Origin of the sequence: Pseudomonas hygromyciniae, from assembly GCF_016925675.1 — a bacterium.
GTDB lineage: Bacteria > Pseudomonadota > Gammaproteobacteria > Pseudomonadales > Pseudomonadaceae > Aquipseudomonas > Aquipseudomonas hygromyciniae.
Genome location: NZ_CP070506.1, coordinates 1501381 through 1516119, shown reverse-complemented (window position 1 = coordinate 1516119; position 14739 = coordinate 1501381). Strand labels below are relative to the sequence as shown.

General features: G+C 58.1%; 16 protein-coding genes and 1 tRNA gene. 4 read left to right on the top strand and 13 right to left on the bottom strand.

The window, feature by feature from the left end; genetic code table 11:
* Window positions 1-298: 298 nt before the first annotated feature.
* The 6 genes from JTY93_RS06660 to pstS form a co-directional block, all read right to left on the bottom strand.
* Window positions 299-889, bottom strand: coding sequence for a hypothetical protein (locus JTY93_RS06660; RefSeq protein ID WP_169993545.1), 591 nt, complete (start codon window positions 887-889; stop codon window positions 299-301).
* Window positions 889-1587 carry a Fic family protein gene (locus JTY93_RS06655; RefSeq protein ID WP_205478220.1) on the bottom strand — a complete coding sequence of 233 codons (699 nt, stop codon included), beginning with the start codon at window positions 1585-1587 and terminating at the stop codon, window positions 889-891. The genes JTY93_RS06660 and JTY93_RS06655 overlap by 1 nt, the downstream gene beginning before the upstream one ends.
* Before the next feature lie 29 nt (window positions 1588-1616).
* Entirely contained in the window at window positions 1617-2378 is a 762-nt protein-coding gene (gene pstB, locus JTY93_RS06650) for a phosphate ABC transporter ATP-binding protein PstB (RefSeq protein WP_222933913.1), read from the bottom strand.
* A gap of 76 nt (window positions 2379-2454) precedes the next feature.
* The gene (gene pstA, locus JTY93_RS06645) at window positions 2455-3348 is read right to left on the bottom strand and encodes a phosphate ABC transporter permease PstA (RefSeq protein WP_169993551.1); all 894 of its coding nucleotides are present in this window, start codon (window positions 3346-3348) and stop codon (window positions 2455-2457) included.
* Window positions 3348-4313, bottom strand: a complete 966-nt coding sequence (gene pstC / locus JTY93_RS06640) for a phosphate ABC transporter permease subunit PstC (RefSeq protein ID WP_169993553.1) — start codon at window positions 4311-4313, stop codon at window positions 3348-3350. Before pstC ends, pstA begins: the two co-directional genes overlap by 1 nt.
* 76 nt (window positions 4314-4389) lie before the next feature.
* The gene (gene pstS / locus JTY93_RS06635) at window positions 4390-5418 is read right to left on the bottom strand and encodes a phosphate ABC transporter substrate-binding protein PstS (RefSeq protein WP_205478214.1); all 1029 of its coding nucleotides are present in this window, start codon (window positions 5416-5418) and stop codon (window positions 4390-4392) included.
* Between the two features lie 471 nt (window positions 5419-5889).
* Here pstS and JTY93_RS06630 point away from each other — a divergent pair, with 471 nt between their 5' ends.
* A complete protein-coding gene (locus tag JTY93_RS06630; RefSeq protein ID WP_178120242.1) occupies window positions 5890-6036 on the top strand; it encodes a hypothetical protein in 147 nt (48 codons plus the stop codon).
* Between the two features lie 143 nt (window positions 6037-6179).
* Here the strand turns inward: JTY93_RS06630 and JTY93_RS06625 are convergent.
* The 5 genes from JTY93_RS06625 to dapA all read right to left on the bottom strand — a co-directional run bounded on the left by JTY93_RS06625 (window position 6180) and on the right by dapA (window position 9869).
* A tRNA-Ser gene (locus tag JTY93_RS06625) sits at window positions 6180-6269 on the bottom strand.
* A gap of 83 nt (window positions 6270-6352) precedes the next feature.
* Window positions 6353-7066 (bottom strand): phosphoribosylaminoimidazolesuccinocarboxamide synthase, encoded by a 714-nt coding sequence (gene purC, locus JTY93_RS06620; RefSeq protein ID WP_003211975.1) that lies wholly within the window; start codon window positions 7064-7066, stop codon window positions 6353-6355.
* Window positions 7067-7094: 28 nt separating this feature from the next.
* A complete protein-coding gene (locus tag JTY93_RS06615; RefSeq protein WP_032857872.1) occupies window positions 7095-7853 on the bottom strand; it encodes an MBL fold metallo-hydrolase in 759 nt (252 codons plus the stop codon).
* A gap of 4 nt (window positions 7854-7857) precedes the next feature.
* Window positions 7858-8973: an NlpB/DapX family lipoprotein gene (gene bamC / locus JTY93_RS06610; RefSeq protein ID WP_205478213.1), complete on the bottom strand. Its 1116-nt coding sequence runs from the start codon at window positions 8971-8973 to the stop codon at window positions 7858-7860.
* A gap of 17 nt (window positions 8974-8990) precedes the next feature.
* On the bottom strand, window positions 8991-9869 hold the full coding sequence (gene dapA / locus JTY93_RS06605; RefSeq protein ID WP_169993572.1) for a 4-hydroxy-tetrahydrodipicolinate synthase: 879 nt from the start codon (window positions 9867-9869) through the stop codon (window positions 8991-8993).
* 260 nt (window positions 9870-10129) lie between these two features.
* Between dapA and JTY93_RS06600 the strand changes: the two genes are divergently transcribed.
* Together JTY93_RS06600 and JTY93_RS06595 are read left to right on the top strand one after the other, a co-directional pair.
* Window positions 10130-10690, top strand: coding sequence for a glycine cleavage system transcriptional repressor (locus tag JTY93_RS06600; RefSeq protein ID WP_169993574.1), 561 nt, complete (start codon window positions 10130-10132; stop codon window positions 10688-10690).
* A gap of 10 nt (window positions 10691-10700) precedes the next feature.
* Entirely contained in the window at window positions 10701-11174 is a 474-nt protein-coding gene (locus JTY93_RS06595; RefSeq protein ID WP_070995811.1) for a peroxiredoxin, read from the top strand.
* Between the two features lie 100 nt (window positions 11175-11274).
* Here JTY93_RS06595 and JTY93_RS06590 read toward each other — a convergent pair whose 3' ends face one another.
* Window positions 11275-11514 (bottom strand): sulfurtransferase TusA family protein, encoded by a 240-nt coding sequence (locus tag JTY93_RS06590; RefSeq protein ID WP_205478212.1) that lies wholly within the window; start codon window positions 11512-11514, stop codon window positions 11275-11277.
* A gap of 96 nt (window positions 11515-11610) precedes the next feature.
* Between JTY93_RS06590 and JTY93_RS06585 the strand changes: the two genes are divergently transcribed.
* Window positions 11611-13044, top strand: a complete 1434-nt coding sequence (locus JTY93_RS06585) for a M48 family metalloprotease (RefSeq protein ID WP_029299078.1) — start codon at window positions 11611-11613, stop codon at window positions 13042-13044.
* A 73-nt stretch (window positions 13045-13117) separates the two neighbouring features.
* On the opposite strand, the gene JTY93_RS06580 is transcribed toward JTY93_RS06585, so the two are convergent.
* Window positions 13118-14545, bottom strand: a complete 1428-nt coding sequence (locus tag JTY93_RS06580) for a DegQ family serine endoprotease (protein WP_178120243.1) — start codon at window positions 14543-14545, stop codon at window positions 13118-13120.
* Window positions 14546-14739 lie beyond the last annotated feature (194 nt).

The window sequence follows — 14739 nt, the reverse complement described above, 5'->3', positions numbered from 1 at the left end:
CGCAAAATTTAAGTAAAGCTGTCGATTGAAAACAAAATCGATTAATAGCTAAGCGATTGTTTTACATTGATTATTTTTGATAAAAAGCTTATCTGCCATTTGACCTTGAATTTCGCCTAGCAAAACACCCTGCTGTTTCAGAAGCAAACCTGAGGGGTAACGCAGAAACAAAAAGCCCCTGAAAGGCTCAACCATTTCAGGGGCTACTGCTCGTCGCTGGCCGGGACATCAGACATAAAAAAACCCCGAAAATCGGGGCTTTTTTAACTAAAAATGGCGCAGAGATAAGGTTTCGCCCTCACCCATTCAACGTCAATCCTGGAGACGTTAGCGCAGGTACCTTGTGCCTCTGCGGTTGCTGGAGAGCTAACTGCGCCTGCAGCAGTGCTACGGCATCCAGCACGCGTTGCCCCCAGTGCTCGTCTTGCGGGTCCACGACCACCACGCGAAACCCGTGATCGAAGCCTTCAAGCTGAACGCCCTCGGAATCGTCGACATGCAAGTCGATGTCAAATGCCGGCGGGAATTTCGATGGGGTACTCGACATCCCGCGCTCCGTGAGGGCTTGGTTGTGTCGCACGCTGTTGACTACACCATCGACGTGGATGCCGTACAGCAACAACCAACGGCGAATGTAGGACGGGGTCCGGCCTGATGAGGTATAGACCCAGACGCTGCAGCCCTGCCGACGCAGTTCGCGGGCCAGGGAGCGGGTTCCGCTGCGCAGCGGCTCACCCAGCCAACGATGCACGCACGCCGGCAAACGGCTCTGTTCAGTCGCACTGTGCTGGAGCTGACAGGCCAGCGTGTCATCGATATCGAACGAGATACGGATGTGCTTGCGCTTTAACACACGCTTGATTGTATGGAGCAATGGATACCTTCCCATCAATGGCCCCCCTGATAGACGGGCACCGGTGCGTCGCTCAGGAAAAACTCCCTTGGGTCAGGGGCCTTGCCTTCCAGGAACGCTGCATATTTTTTCTTGATCTTGGGTAGTTCGTACAGTGCTTTGACGCCATGCTTAGCGGAGTTGCGTATGATCGAGGACGGATTGAAGTAGCCCTCGGCGTTATCCAGCGTCAGTACGAACGGCGGCAATCCCTCGCGCATCAACAAGTAGCTAACGATCAGCGAACCGCTGCGGTGATTACCTTCGATGAACAACTGCGGCTTGCTGAGGATTCGCACGTAAACACCGGCTGCACGCTTCCACGCAGATTCACTGTGATGCTTGCAGTACCAGCTAAACAAATCCTTGATGCCACCTTCAACATTGTTGAAAAAGTGTACTTCCGTCGCCGCCAGGTGCTGGGCGTATTCCAATCGACGCACTGGATCTTTGCCGCAAAGCACGGTGGCATTGATCTCCAGCATCAGGTTCAGTTGCTGAAGGTCGAATAGGTCAACCCCCTGCGCGACATACTCGTCAATCAGGGCATAGCCTTCAACTACGTTCTGCAGCACTTCGTCTGTCAGTGGGTCGCGTGGCTCGGTAAAGTCCCGGCTAAGCTGGGAAAATTGGCTCTGTACCTCACGCAAGGCGCGTTCGATCGCGAGCAAATCAAGACGATGTGTTGCGGCCATTGGCAATCCTGAAACGGTGGAAAGGTCGATCAACTGAACTTGCCGCTGATGTAATCCCCGGTCATTTGTTCGCGCGGGTTTTCGAAAATCTGCACGGTAGGGCCCATTTCCACCAGATAACCGGTGCGGGTGCCCTGAGAGATGTCTACCGAGAAAAACGCGGTGGTATCTGCTACGCGAATCGCCTGCTGCATGTTGTGCGTCACCAACGCGATGGTGTAATCCTTCTTCAACTCGACCATCAGTTCCTCGACCCTGCGAGTGGCGATCGGGTCGAGTGCCGAGCAAGGTTCATCCAGCAGCAGCACTTCTGGTTCGGTGGCAATAGCGCGGGCAATACACAGACGTTGCTGCTGGCCGCCGGAGAGCGACAGGCCGCTGACTTTGAGCTTGTCCTTGACCTCATCCCACAGCGCGGCACCTTGCAGCGCGTGCTTGACGCGATCTCCCAAGTCGCCCTTGTAGCGATTCAGACGCAGGCCAAAAGCCACGTTGTCGAAAATGCTCATCGAGAACGGGTTCGGTTGCTGAAACACCATGCCGATGTAACGGCGCACGACCACGGGATCAACGCCCTTGCCGTACACGTCTTGCCCAAGAAAGTGTACGTGCCCTTCAAACCGGAAGCCTTTGACCAGGTCGTTCATACGGTTGAGGCTACGCAGCACGGTAGACTTGCCGCAGCCGGACGGCCCGATGAAGCCGGTGATTTTGTTTTTTTCGATCGGCACATGGCTATCACGCACGGCCATGAAGTTGCCGTAGAAAATCTTGTCCAGCTTGCAGTCCATGACCACAGGTGCCTGGGTGACAAACGGAGCGGCTATTTGCGCAGTTGATACGTTCAAAATTCAGGAGCTCCCGTTCTTAATACTTGGGCTTACCGAAAATACGGCTCACGATATTCACGACCAGCACGATCATTACCAACACCAGCGAGGCCGCCCAGGCGAGCTCGATCTGGTTGTCGAAGGGCATGCCGGAGAAGTTGTAAATCAGCACGGCCAGCGAGGCCGTTGGGTTCATGACGGCCAGACTGCCGTCGTGGTAGATCCAGTAGTTGCTGAACAGCGCAGTGAACAGCAATGGAGCCGTTTCGCCTGCGGCGCGTGCCACGGCGAGCATGACACCGGTCAGGATCGCCGGCATGCCGGTGGGCAGGACGATTTTCCAGATGACCTGCGAGCGGGTGCAGCCCATACCGTAGGCGGCGTCCTTCATGATCTTGGGCACCATTTTCATCGACTCTTCGGCCGTCAGCACCACGATAGGCAGCATCAGCACTGCCAACGCAACACCACCGGCGGGTGCCGAGTAAGTGCCCGTGGTTACCACCACCAGCGCGTAGGCAAACACACCCGCCAAAATCGACGGCAACCCGGTAAGCATTTTTGCGGCAAAGCGAGAGGCGTTCGCCAGTTTGCTGTCGGGCCCCAGTTCAGCCAGGAAAACCGCTGCCAGAATGCCGACCGGCACCGCGATGGCCGCAGCGATACCGACCATGACAAATGTACCCGCCATCGCGTTGCCGAAACCGCCGCCGGTCTCGAACCCGGTGGGTGGCAGTTCAGTGAACACTTCCAGGCTCAGGCGAGCCCCGCCGCGCGTAATCAGCATATAGAGCACGGAAATCAGCGGCACGCTGGCCAGCAACGCGCCCATCCAAACCAGCGAGGTCAATACCAGGCTGCGTAGGGCACGGCCTTCGAACCGGCGCTGCAGGCTGGGCATGGCAGCTATAGGAGAAGTGAGATTGGTCATTACTTGTTACCCCGCTGGGCGTAGACCATGATCATCGATCCGATGACGTTCACCAGTAGCGTGATGAACATCAGAACCAATGCGGCATACATCAACACCTCAACCTCATTTGGCCCGGCCTCGGGGAAGTTCAGCGCCAACAAGGCCGCCAAGGTGTTGGCCGGTGCGAACAGAGAAAGCGAAATACTGTTGGAGTTGCCGACCAGCATGGCCAGGGCCATGGTTTCACCCAGCGCACGGCCGAGGCCCAGGACCAGGGAACCGAAAATACCGGTGGCCGCTGAGGGCACCATCACCTTGAGAATCGCTTCCCAATGCGTGGTCCCCATACCATAGGCGGCCTGCTTGGTTTTCATCGGGACACCTGTAAGGGCATCCTGGGAGACGGCGGCAATGGTCGGCAGAATCATGATCGCCAGTACCAGCGCCGCAGGCAGCAGTCCCGGACCACTCAGGGAGGTGCCAAAAAACGGGATCCAGCCAAGTTCGCTGTTCAGCCACGCCGTAAGCGGGCGAATCGCCGGAATCACCACATAAATCCCCCACAGGCCGTAGACCACGCTGGGGATGGCGGCGAGCAATTCGACAATGGTGCGAAACACCGCTGCAAGCTTGGCCGGAAGGAAATCCTGGGTTAGAAAAATCGCCATGCTGACGCCAAAAAAGCCTGCGATCAGCAGCGCGATGAATGCGCTGTACAGCGTGCCCCAAATAGCCGGCAAAATGCCGTACTTGCCTTGATTTACATCCCAAACGCTGCCAAAAATCACGTCAAACCCGTGTTTTTCCATGCCTGGAAGAGCTTTGCGTCCGACCTCGAATACCAAGGCGAAGACCAACGCCAGGATCAGAACCACCCCTATTCGTGCAAGCGCGCGAAAGGTTCGATCAACCAGAAAATCCTTCGTGGAAGGTGGTTGGCAGGCGGAGTCCGGGTTAACCGGCACGACAAACGGTTGGTTCATGGGCGAATTCCGGAGCGTAGGGAAAAACATCTCCGGCGAGGCTAATCAGCCCTCACCGGAGGAGGCCTCGCGAGCGTTACTGGATGTTGGCGGACGCTTTGCGCACCTGATCGACAACCGATTTCGGCAGCGGGATGTAACCCATCGAATCGGCGATTTTCTGACCTTCGGTCAGGCTGTATTCGACCATTTCACGCAGGGCCTTGGCCTTGGCCGGGTTGCCGTTGTCCTTGCGGAAGATCATCCAGGTGTAGGAAGTGATCGGGTAGGACTTGGCGCCATCCGGATCCGGCAACCAGGCCACCAGGCTGTCAGGCATCTTCACCGCGGCCAGTGCTTCTGCACCGCTTTCGGCGTTAGGCACAACATATTTGCCGGCCTTGTTCTGCAGTTGGGCGAAGTCAACTTTAGCCAGTTTGGCGAAGCCGTATTCGATGTAGCCGATCGCGCCCGGGGTCTGGCGGACGGTGGCGGTTACACCATCGTTTTTCGGCGACTTGATGAATTTATCGCTGGCTGGCCAGTTGACGGTATTGCCTTCACCCAGGTCTTGATTGAACGCAGGGTTGATGGCCGACAGGTGCTTGGTGAACACCGCCGTGGTGCCGCTGGAGTCCGCGCGCACTACAACTGTGATCGGCATGTCGGGCAGTTTCAGGTCCGGGTTGGCCGCAACAATCTGTGGATCATTCCACTGGGTGATTTTGCCCAGGAAGATGTTGGAGTAGACCTCGCGCGATAGCTTTAGCCCTTTGGGGCTGCCTGGCAGATTGTAGGCCAGCACGATTTCACCTGCGGTCATCGGCAGTAGTTGCGCACCTTCGGCAACCTTAGCGATGTCTTCATCTTTCATCGCCGAGTCACTGGCGGCAAAGTCGACGGTTTTGTTCAGGAAGTCCTGCACACCCGCACCGCTGCCCTTGGACTGGTAGTCAACCGTAACGCCTTCGGTTTTCTTGCTGAAATCCTTGAACCAGGTGAGGTAGATCGGAGCTGGAAAACTCGCTCCGGAACCGGTCAGGCGGATGCTCTCAGCAGCAAGTACCGAGGTGGCACCAAGAGAAACCGCAACTGCGAGTGCAGCAGACTTCATCAGACGTTTCATTCAGGAAAATCCTTGTGATTACGGGCTCGGCAACTCTGCAACATTCTTGTTACGGTTTCATGAATGCACAGTGGCAAAACGCCCGTTTATCCCCTCTTCCACCACAATCGCGCAATTTGGCGTAGCCGATTCGTAACGAATTGCGACTATGACTTTGCCATCCCCACCACACGAGTTCCGCCAATGTCCTCAGCCCATGCATAACGTCCACGGCCTTCAACCGCTTTATCAATTTTTGAAGACCACGCCGAGTACCTAGCTATCCACACAAACACAGATTGGAGCTTACCCACCGAGCTAGGGCAATGGATCAGTGAAATCGAGGCAACGGACCCATCAAGTACGTTCTTCCGCTACCCAGTTACAAAGGACAAGAAAAAAGACAAACAGAAGTCCGTCATCCGGGAGGACGATTACGATGCCCTGCTTTCAAGAATGGGACAGCACCAAAAGCCGACCAAGACGCTACTGATGCTTGATCAGCATGACAACGTGATCGAAACCTTCTCACACGACGACACACAGGCCAAAGGAATCATCGGTATGTTGAAGCAGGTTGCAGAGCTGTTTTCCAATTGCCACGCGGCATTGGTAGGCGAGCTAACCGGAGGGGCTTGAAACCGCATTGTTAGTCAATTGGGATCAACGGTGCAGGGAAGGATTTTGCGTGCAGCAATGGAGATTTGAGTAGTACAACCGAGTAGTACAACCCAAAAAGAAAAACCCCCGTAATTCATTAAATTACAGGGGTTTTCTAGATATGGCGGAGAGATAGGGATTCGAACCCTAGGTACCGGTGAAGGTACAACGGATTTCGAATCCGTCCCATTCGGCCACTCTGGCATCTCTCCAACGGCGCGCATCATAACAGCCTGTTACTGGGAAGCAAAGCTCTCAGTGGATTTTTTTCCGTGCTATCAGATGCTTGCGTCGATTACAGCGGTACGCCGAGACGGTTGGCGACTTCTTCGTAGGCTTCGATAACGTCACCGAGGCCCTGGCGGAAGCGGTCTTTGTCCATCTTCTTGCGCGTGTCCTTGTCCCACAGGCGGCAGCCGTCCGGGCTGAACTCGTCGCCCAGGACGATGGAGCCGTCGTGGAATACGCCGAACTCCAGTTTGAAGTCCACCAGCAGCAGGCCAGCATCGTCAAACAGTTTGCTCAGGACGTCGTTGACCTTGAGCGACAGCTCCTTCATGCGCGCCAGTTGCTCAGCGGTGCCCCAGCCGAATGCCACGACGTGGGATTCGTTGATGAACGGGTCGCCCTTGGCGTCGTCCTTGAGGAACAGTTCGAACGTGTAAGGGTTGAGCTTGAGGCCCTCTTCCACGCCCAGGCGTTTGACCAGGCTGCCGGCGGCGTAGTTACGCACGACGCACTCGACCGGGATCATGTCGAGTTTTTTCACCAGGCATTCGTTGTCGCCCAGCAGTTTGTCGAATTGGGTCGGAATGCCGGCCGCTTCGAGTTTTTGCATGATGAAGGCGTTGAACTTGTTGTTCACCATGCCCTTGCGGTCGAGCTGTTCGATGCGCTTGCCGTCGAACGCCGAGGTGTCGTTGCGAAACAGCAGGATCAAGCGGTTGGCGTCGTCGGTCTTGTAAACCGACTTGGCTTTGCCGCGGTAGAGTTCTTCACGTTTTTCCATGATGGGCTCCGCTTGGTAAGTAGATGGGCTAGGCAATATGTCGCCAGTCGAGCCCTGAATCTTGATCGGCCAGTTGCAGCCAGTCCGGGTCGCACCCTAGGGTGTCGACAAAACATTGCCGGGCAAGCTGCGGCAGGTTGTTCTTGCTGCTCAGGTGGGCCAGGACCAGGTGTTGCAGGTCTTGCCAGCCCAACTCATACACCAGGTACGCCGCCTGGTGGTTGTTCAAATGTCCCAGTTCGCCACCCACCCGCTGCTTGAGAAAGTACGGGTAGTGACCGCGCGCCAGCAGGTCACGGCAATGGTTGGACTCGATCATCAACGCATCGAGGTCCCGATAGCCTTCCAGCACCTTGGCGCAGTACGAACCCAGGTCGGTAAGCAGGCCAAAGCGGCGCTCGCCATCACTGAATACATATTGCGTAGGCTCATGGGCATCATGCGCCACGGCAATCACGTCGATGCTCAAGGCACCGATCTGCAGTTGCTCGCCACCGGCCAGGAAACCTGCGGGTTCAATGGGTTTGCGCATCCCGCGCAAGGTGCCGCGACTCAGGTACACCGGAAGATTGTAGCGCCGAGACAGCAAACCCACGCCATGCACGTGGTCGGCATGTTCGTGGGTCACCAGAATCGCGCTCAACTGCGCGGGGTGAACCCCCAGGCGCAGCAGGCGTCGCTCGGTTTCCCGCAAGGAGAAACCACAATCCACCAGGACGTACGTGTCGTCGTGGGCTACAAGCGTGCCGTTCCCTTGGCTACCGCTGCCGAGAACAGCAAAACGCATCGGATCAGCCCAGGTTGTCCTGAATCACGCCCAACACTTTGCGCGCCGTTTCTGCTGGCGCCACGGTGTTGATGTTTTTCTCGACAGTGACTTGCACGTTGTCGCCGACCTTGCTCAAGCGCACTTGATAACGCTCGGCGCGGGTCTCGATCTCTTCCTTGGTCGGCTCGCTGCCGAACAACTTGCTGAAGAAACCACGCTCTTCGTCTTTCTTCTCGGCCTTTTCTGCCACGTTGATGTAGTACAGGCCCAGGCTGCGGTTGATGTCTTCGACGCGCCATGGTCCTTGCTCCAGGGCACGGCCCACGCTGGCCCAGGCACGATCCAGGTCTTCACCCAGGTTGAGCACGACGTTGCCGCTGCCGTCTTCGGTGAGGCTGACACGGTTAGGGGTGTCGTAATCACGGGCGGCGAGCAGGGAAACGGAACCGCCCTTCTCGGAGATGCGGCTCATGCTGGCAAGCATCTCGTCGACCAGCGCTGCATCGACACCGCTGTTGACCGAACGATTGGTGAAGTCGACGTTGGCGGTGCTGCCGGCAGGACGCGCGGCGCTGACCACGTAGACTTCACTGGTATTGCGCTGCACGCCTGGTTCGATGCGCACGCGGATGCGGCTTTCGCCATCAGCGGCGACGCCACCGGCCTGCAAACGCTTGGCCATGTTGGCCGACAGTTCGCTCGGTTGCTGCCACGCCGTGGTGAATTCACCGGTCTGCGGACGTTGCTCGTCGATACGAAAGCCATTGTCCTGGAAGAACTGCACAGCCACCGGCCAGACTTCGGCAGGTGGGCGCTGGGCCATGATCCAGCGCGAATCGCCGCTTTTCTGCAGGCTGTAGTCGCTGGCATCGGCCAGGGCCGAAATCGGCTGCGGGCGCGGTACTTCGTACTCGCCCTTGACGGAGTCGTCTGCCACATTGCGCGGGATCGGCAGCAACGGGTCAAGGCGCTTCGCAACGTTGACGTCCGGCGGCAATTGCATCGGTGCGGTTTGTTGTGCTTCCAGGTAATCGCTGCCGCGGTCACGGAAGTAGCCTTCCGGGCCCCAGATCCAACCGCAGCCACTGGTGCTGGAGATAATCAAGGCAAGTGCGGAAAGTCCGGCCAATCGCTTCATGCGTAGTGCTTCCTCAATTAAACCAGGACGCCGGACTGGCGCAGGGCCTGTCGCAGCGGTTCGTGACAGGCTGGGCTGAGTTGGGTGAGCGGCAGACGGATACCGTCCGGCATCAGGCCCATTTCATGCAGCGCCCATTTCACGGGAATAGGGTTGGATTCGATGAACAGTGTTTTGTTGAGCGGCATCAGCTTTTCGTGAATCTCGCGGGCGGTGACGGCGTCGCCGGCGATGGCGGCTGCGCACATCTGGCTCATGGCACGCGGGGCAACGTTGGCGGTTACCGAAATATTGCCCTTGCCGCCCAGCAGGATCAGCTCTACAGCCGTGGCGTCGTCGCCGGAATAAAGCAGGAAGTCGCTGCTCACGCCGGCCAGGATGTCCTTGGCGCGCTGCAGGTCGCCGGTGGCTTCCTTGATACCGATGATGTTCGGCACGGTCGACAGGCGGATCACGGTCGCGGCCTGCATGTCGCACGCCGTGCGACCTGGCACGTTGTAGAGGATCTGCGGGATGTCGACGGCTTCGGCGATAGTCTTGAAGTGCTGGTACAAGCCTTCCTGGGTCGGCTTGTTGTAGTACGGCGTCACCAGCAGACAGGCATCGGCACCGGCTTTCTTGGCGTTCTTGGTCAGCTCGATCGCCTCGCGGGTCGAGTTGGCGCCCGTACCGGCAATCACCGCGATACGCCCTGCAACGCGCTTGACCACAAACTCGATCACCTCGATGTGTTCTTCCACATCAAGTGTGGCCGATTCACCCGTGGTGCCGACGGCCACAATGGCGTTGGTGCCTTCTTGCAGGTGAAAGTCCACCAGTTTGCCCAGGCTGTCCCAGTCGAGATTACCTTGTGCATCCATGGGTGTGACCAGTGCCACCATACTGCCCGCAATCATGCAACCGCTCCTGCCGGAAAAAGAGAGCCGTAATGGTACTGGCGCCAAGATGCTTGCACAAGCGAAGTACCCTCTGAGGATGCGTTCTGGATCAACTTAGTTGCCGGCAATGCCATCATTGGGCCAAAGCACGGCCAACTGCCACTGAATATGCAATGAAAACGCCACGTCCTAGCCCTTGGCGGCGCTTTTCGCTACCCTTGATCCTTTGATCGGTACCGCAAGCTCGTATCGACCGCTCATCGCTTTAGGAATGCTGCATGTCCACCCCCACAGTCCGCGAACAATTCCTTGTTATCAGTGCCCTTGGCGCCAACCCCATGGAGCTGACTAACGTCCTGTGCCGCGCCAGCCATGAAAACCGCTGCGCCGTCGTGACCTCACGCCTGACTCGCCATGGCGAATGCAGCGCGCTGGTCCTGCAGATTTCCGGGAGCTGGGATGCCCTGGCGCGCCTGGAAGCCGGTTTGCCGACCCTGGCCAAGAAGCACGACTTCACCGTCAATGTGGTACGCAGTGCCGCCCTAGAGAACCGGCCGCAAGCGCTGCCGTATGTGGCCTACGTCAGTTCGGCCTACCGTTCGGACATCGTCAATGAATTGTGCCAGTTCTTTATCGACCATAACGTCGAACTGGAAAACCTGACCCTCGACACCTATCAGGCCCCCCAGACCGGCGGCACCATGCTCAACGCCACCTTTACCGTGACCTTGCCGGCAGGCGTACAGATCAGTTGGTTGCGTGACCAGTTCCTGGATTTCGCCGATGCGCTGAACCTGGACGCATTGATCGAACCGTGGCGCCCACAGAATCCAATGTAAGGAAGTTTTCATGGCGGTAGTCATCGATACACCGGTCGCCGATTTCCAAGCCCCGGCGACCAGCGGGCAGACGTTCAGCCTCGCGGGCCTCAAGGGCAAGCAAGTGGTGATCTACTTCTACCCGAAAGACAGCACGCCAGGCTGCACCACTGAAGGCCAGGGCTTTCGTGACCAGTACGCCGCCTTCCAGGCTGCCAACACCGAGGTGTTTGGCGTGTCCCGGGACAGCGTGAAGTCCCATGAGAACTTCAAGGCCAAGCAGGCCTTCCCCTTCGAGCTGATCAGCGACAAGGACGAAGCGGTTTGCCAGCTGTTTGATGTAATCAAGCTGAAGAAACTGTACGGCAAGGAATACATGGGGGTGGATCGCAGCACCTTCCTGATCGACAAAAATGGCGTGCTGCGCCAGGAATGGCGCGGCGTGAAGGTGCCAGGGCATGTGGATGCCGTGTTGGCGGCGGCGCAGGCGCTGGACAAGGCTTGATGTTGTGGGTGGCCGTTATATAGCCATCACTGGCAAGCAAGCTCCTACATTGGATCGGTGCTCGTGAGTGTGGGAGCCGGGCTTGCCCGCGATGGGGCCATCAGGCCTTGCGCAACCAGTAGCGATATACGCCGTTATCTGCCTCTTCGTGCAACAGCGCATGCCCCGCCAACTTGGCAAATGTGCGGAAGTCCCGCTGGGAACCCGCATCTGTGGCAATTACCTTGAGTACCGCACCGCTGGCCAGCCGATTGAGCTCCATTTTGGCCTTGAGCAATGGCAACGGGCAGTTCAGGCCGCTGGCATCGAGCTCGGCATCGTGGTCTACGGCATCGGTCATGGTTTTGCTCCTGGCGGCTTCAAGGGGGCGCTTAGAATATCTGGTCCCAGGCTCAGTGTCCGGCTACAGTAAGGTCTTTGTCGAAAGGCTTTGTGCATGACTTTTTTGCGCCCTACCCTGCTGACGCTAGCTTGCCTGCTTGCCTCTCCAGGCTTCGCCGACGATCTGCCGTCACTTGGCGACGCCAGTTCTGCCATTGTCTCGCCACAACAGGAACACCAACTGGGCCGGGCCTGGCTGGCATTCCTGCGCGGACAGGTCTCGGTCCTCAATGACCCGCAACTCAAGGATTACGTCGAAACCAGCGTGTACAAGCTGGTGGAGACCAGCCAGGTCAATGACCGGCGCCTGGAGTTCATCCTGATCAACAGCCCACAGCTCAACGCGTTTGCCGCACCGGGCGGGATTGTCGGGGTCAACGGCGGCCTGTTTCTCAACGCCCAGACCGAAGGCGAATACGCCTCGGTCATGGCCCACGAATTGGCGCACTTGTCCCAGCGTCACTTCGCCCGTGGCGTGGAAGCCCAGCAACGGATGCAGATCCCGATGATGGCCGCGCTGCTCGGCGGGATTATCGCTGCCGCAGCCGGCGCCGGGGATGCCGGGATTGCTGCGATTGCCGGCAGCCAGGCGGCGGCTATCCAGGAGCAACGACGTTTTTCCAGACAGAATGAACAAGAGGCCGACCGCATCGGCATCCTCAACATGGTCAAGGCCGGTTACGACCCGCGCTCGATGCCGACCATGTTCGAGCGCTTGATGCGCCAATATCGCTTCGATGCCAAGCCACCGGAATTCCTGTTGACGCACCCGGTCACCGAATCGCGGATCGCCGACACCCGTAACCGCGCCGAGCAAGCCAAGACCGGTGGCACCGAAGACAGCCTGCGTTATCAACTGATACGCGCCCGGGTCCAACTGTATTACGAAGACACACCTGGGCTGGCCGCCAAGCGCTTCCGTGCCCAGTTGGATGAGAACCCGAAAAGCGATGTAGCACGCTATGGCCTGGCCATCGCCCAGATCAAGGGCACCCAGCTCAATGAGGCGCGGGAAACCCTCAAGCCGCTGCTGGCCAAGGCGCCCAACGACATCACCTACAACCTGGCGCAGATCGAGCTGGATATCACCAACAATCGCATGCCCGACGCGCAGCAACGCACCGATCGCATGCTGGCCCAGTACCCCAGCAATTACCCGTTGAACCAGGTGCGCGTGGACCTGCTGCTCAAGCAAAACCGTACGGCCGACGCAGAAAAGGCCCTGGAAGGCCTGCTCAAGTCGCGTTCCGACGATCCGGATGTGTGGTATCAAGTGGCCGAAACCCGCGGCTTGTCCGGCAATATCATCGGCTTGCATCAGGCCCGCGCCGAATACTTCGCACTGGTCGGCGACTTCCAGCAGGCGATCCAGCAATTGGACTTTGCCAAGCGTCGGGCCGGCAGCAATTTCCCGCTGTCGTCACGCATTGATGCGCGCCAGCGTGAGTTGATCGAGCAGGAGCGCATTGTCAAAGGCATGATGAGCTAAACCCATCGCCCACAAAAAAGCCCCGCTCTCGACTACCGAGAGCGGGGCTTTTTATTGACCCGCTGCTAGCGCATTACTCCGCCAGCTTGAAGGTGATGAAGCTGGCGCGCCCTTGACGCAGGACCCGCATCGACACCGAGCGATTCTTCGGCAGCGCCTTGGCGATGTCGGCGAACTCCTTGGTGGAATTGATGGCCTGGTTGTTCAAGTGGGTAATCACGTCACCGGGTTGCAGGCCGATCAGGGCGGCCGGGCCGTCCTGGACTTCCTTGATCACCACACCGCTCTTGAGGTCGAAGCTTTTCTTCTGTTCGTCGGTCAGCTCGACCACGGCGATGCCCAGGCGGTTGCTGCTGCGCTCGGCACCGGATTTGCCGCCCAGAGCGAGCTCCTGGCCTTCTTCCGGAATGGCTCCGACAGTCAGTTCAACATTCTGACGCTTGCCCTCGCGGATCACTTCAAGCTTGGCCTTGCCACCTGCCTTGAGTGCGCCCACCAGATGCGGCAGGTCGGCAGACATGACAATCGGCTGGCCATTCATGCTGAGAATCACATCGCCAACCTTCAAGCCGCCTTTGGCTGCCGGGCCATCATCCTGAATCTGCGCGACCAGAGCACCGGCCGGTTTGTCCAAGCCAAAGGATTCAGCCAGGTCTTTGTTGACTTCCTGGATAACCACGCCCAACCAGCCACGGCTGACCTTGCCACCGGCTTTCAACTGATTGGAAACGTCCATAGCCACATCAATCGGAATAGCAAAGGAGACCCCCATGAAACCACCGGAACGGGTGTAGATCTGCGAGTTGATCCCCACCACTTCGCCCGCGAGGTTGAACAGCGGACCACCGGAGTTACCCGGGTTGATCGGCACGTCGGTCTGGATGAACGGCACGTAGTTCTCGTTCGGCAGGCTGCGGCCGATGGCACTGACGATGCCCTGGGTCACGGTGTGATCGAAGCCAAACGGTGAACCGATGGCCACCACCCATTGCCCGGCCTTCAGATCCTGGGACTTGCCCAGTTTCAGCACGGGCAGGTCCTTGCCTTCGATCTTCAGCAAAGCGACGTCGGAGCGCGGATCGGTGCCGACCAACTTGGCCTTGAGTTCACTGCGGTCAGCCAGGCGCACGAGGATTTCATCGGCGTCGGCGATCACATGATTGTTGGTCAGGATGTAGCCGTCAGGTGAAATGATAAAGCCCGAGCCCAGGGATTGAGCTTCGCGTTGACCACCGCCACGGGGCGAGCGCGGCTGGGGCATGCCACGCTCGAAGAACTCCCGCAGCATTGGCGGCAGGCCTTCAAGGTCGGGCATCTGCTGGTTCGAAACTTTACGATCCGGCAGTTTCTGGGTGGTACTGATGTTCACCACGGCAGGCGAGGCCTGCTCCACCAGTTGGGTGAAGTCAGGCAACTCCGCCGCTTGCGCGGAAACGGCCTGACCCAGCACCAGCACCGTGGCGACTATGGATAGGTAAGATTTCAAACGTGGTATCGACATACAGCTCCCGTTACGACGAGCAGGGTTGGGCGACAGGGTTCAATAAACGCCGAAGACTACTACTAGCGACGTCAACATTACGTGAACAACACAAGGCCAGAGCCGAGGAGCTCTGACCTATAAAAAACATAAGGAGATTTTGCAAGTGAAAATGCTCTCCATAAGTTTCATGTTCTCGGCAGAAGAACAAGGCA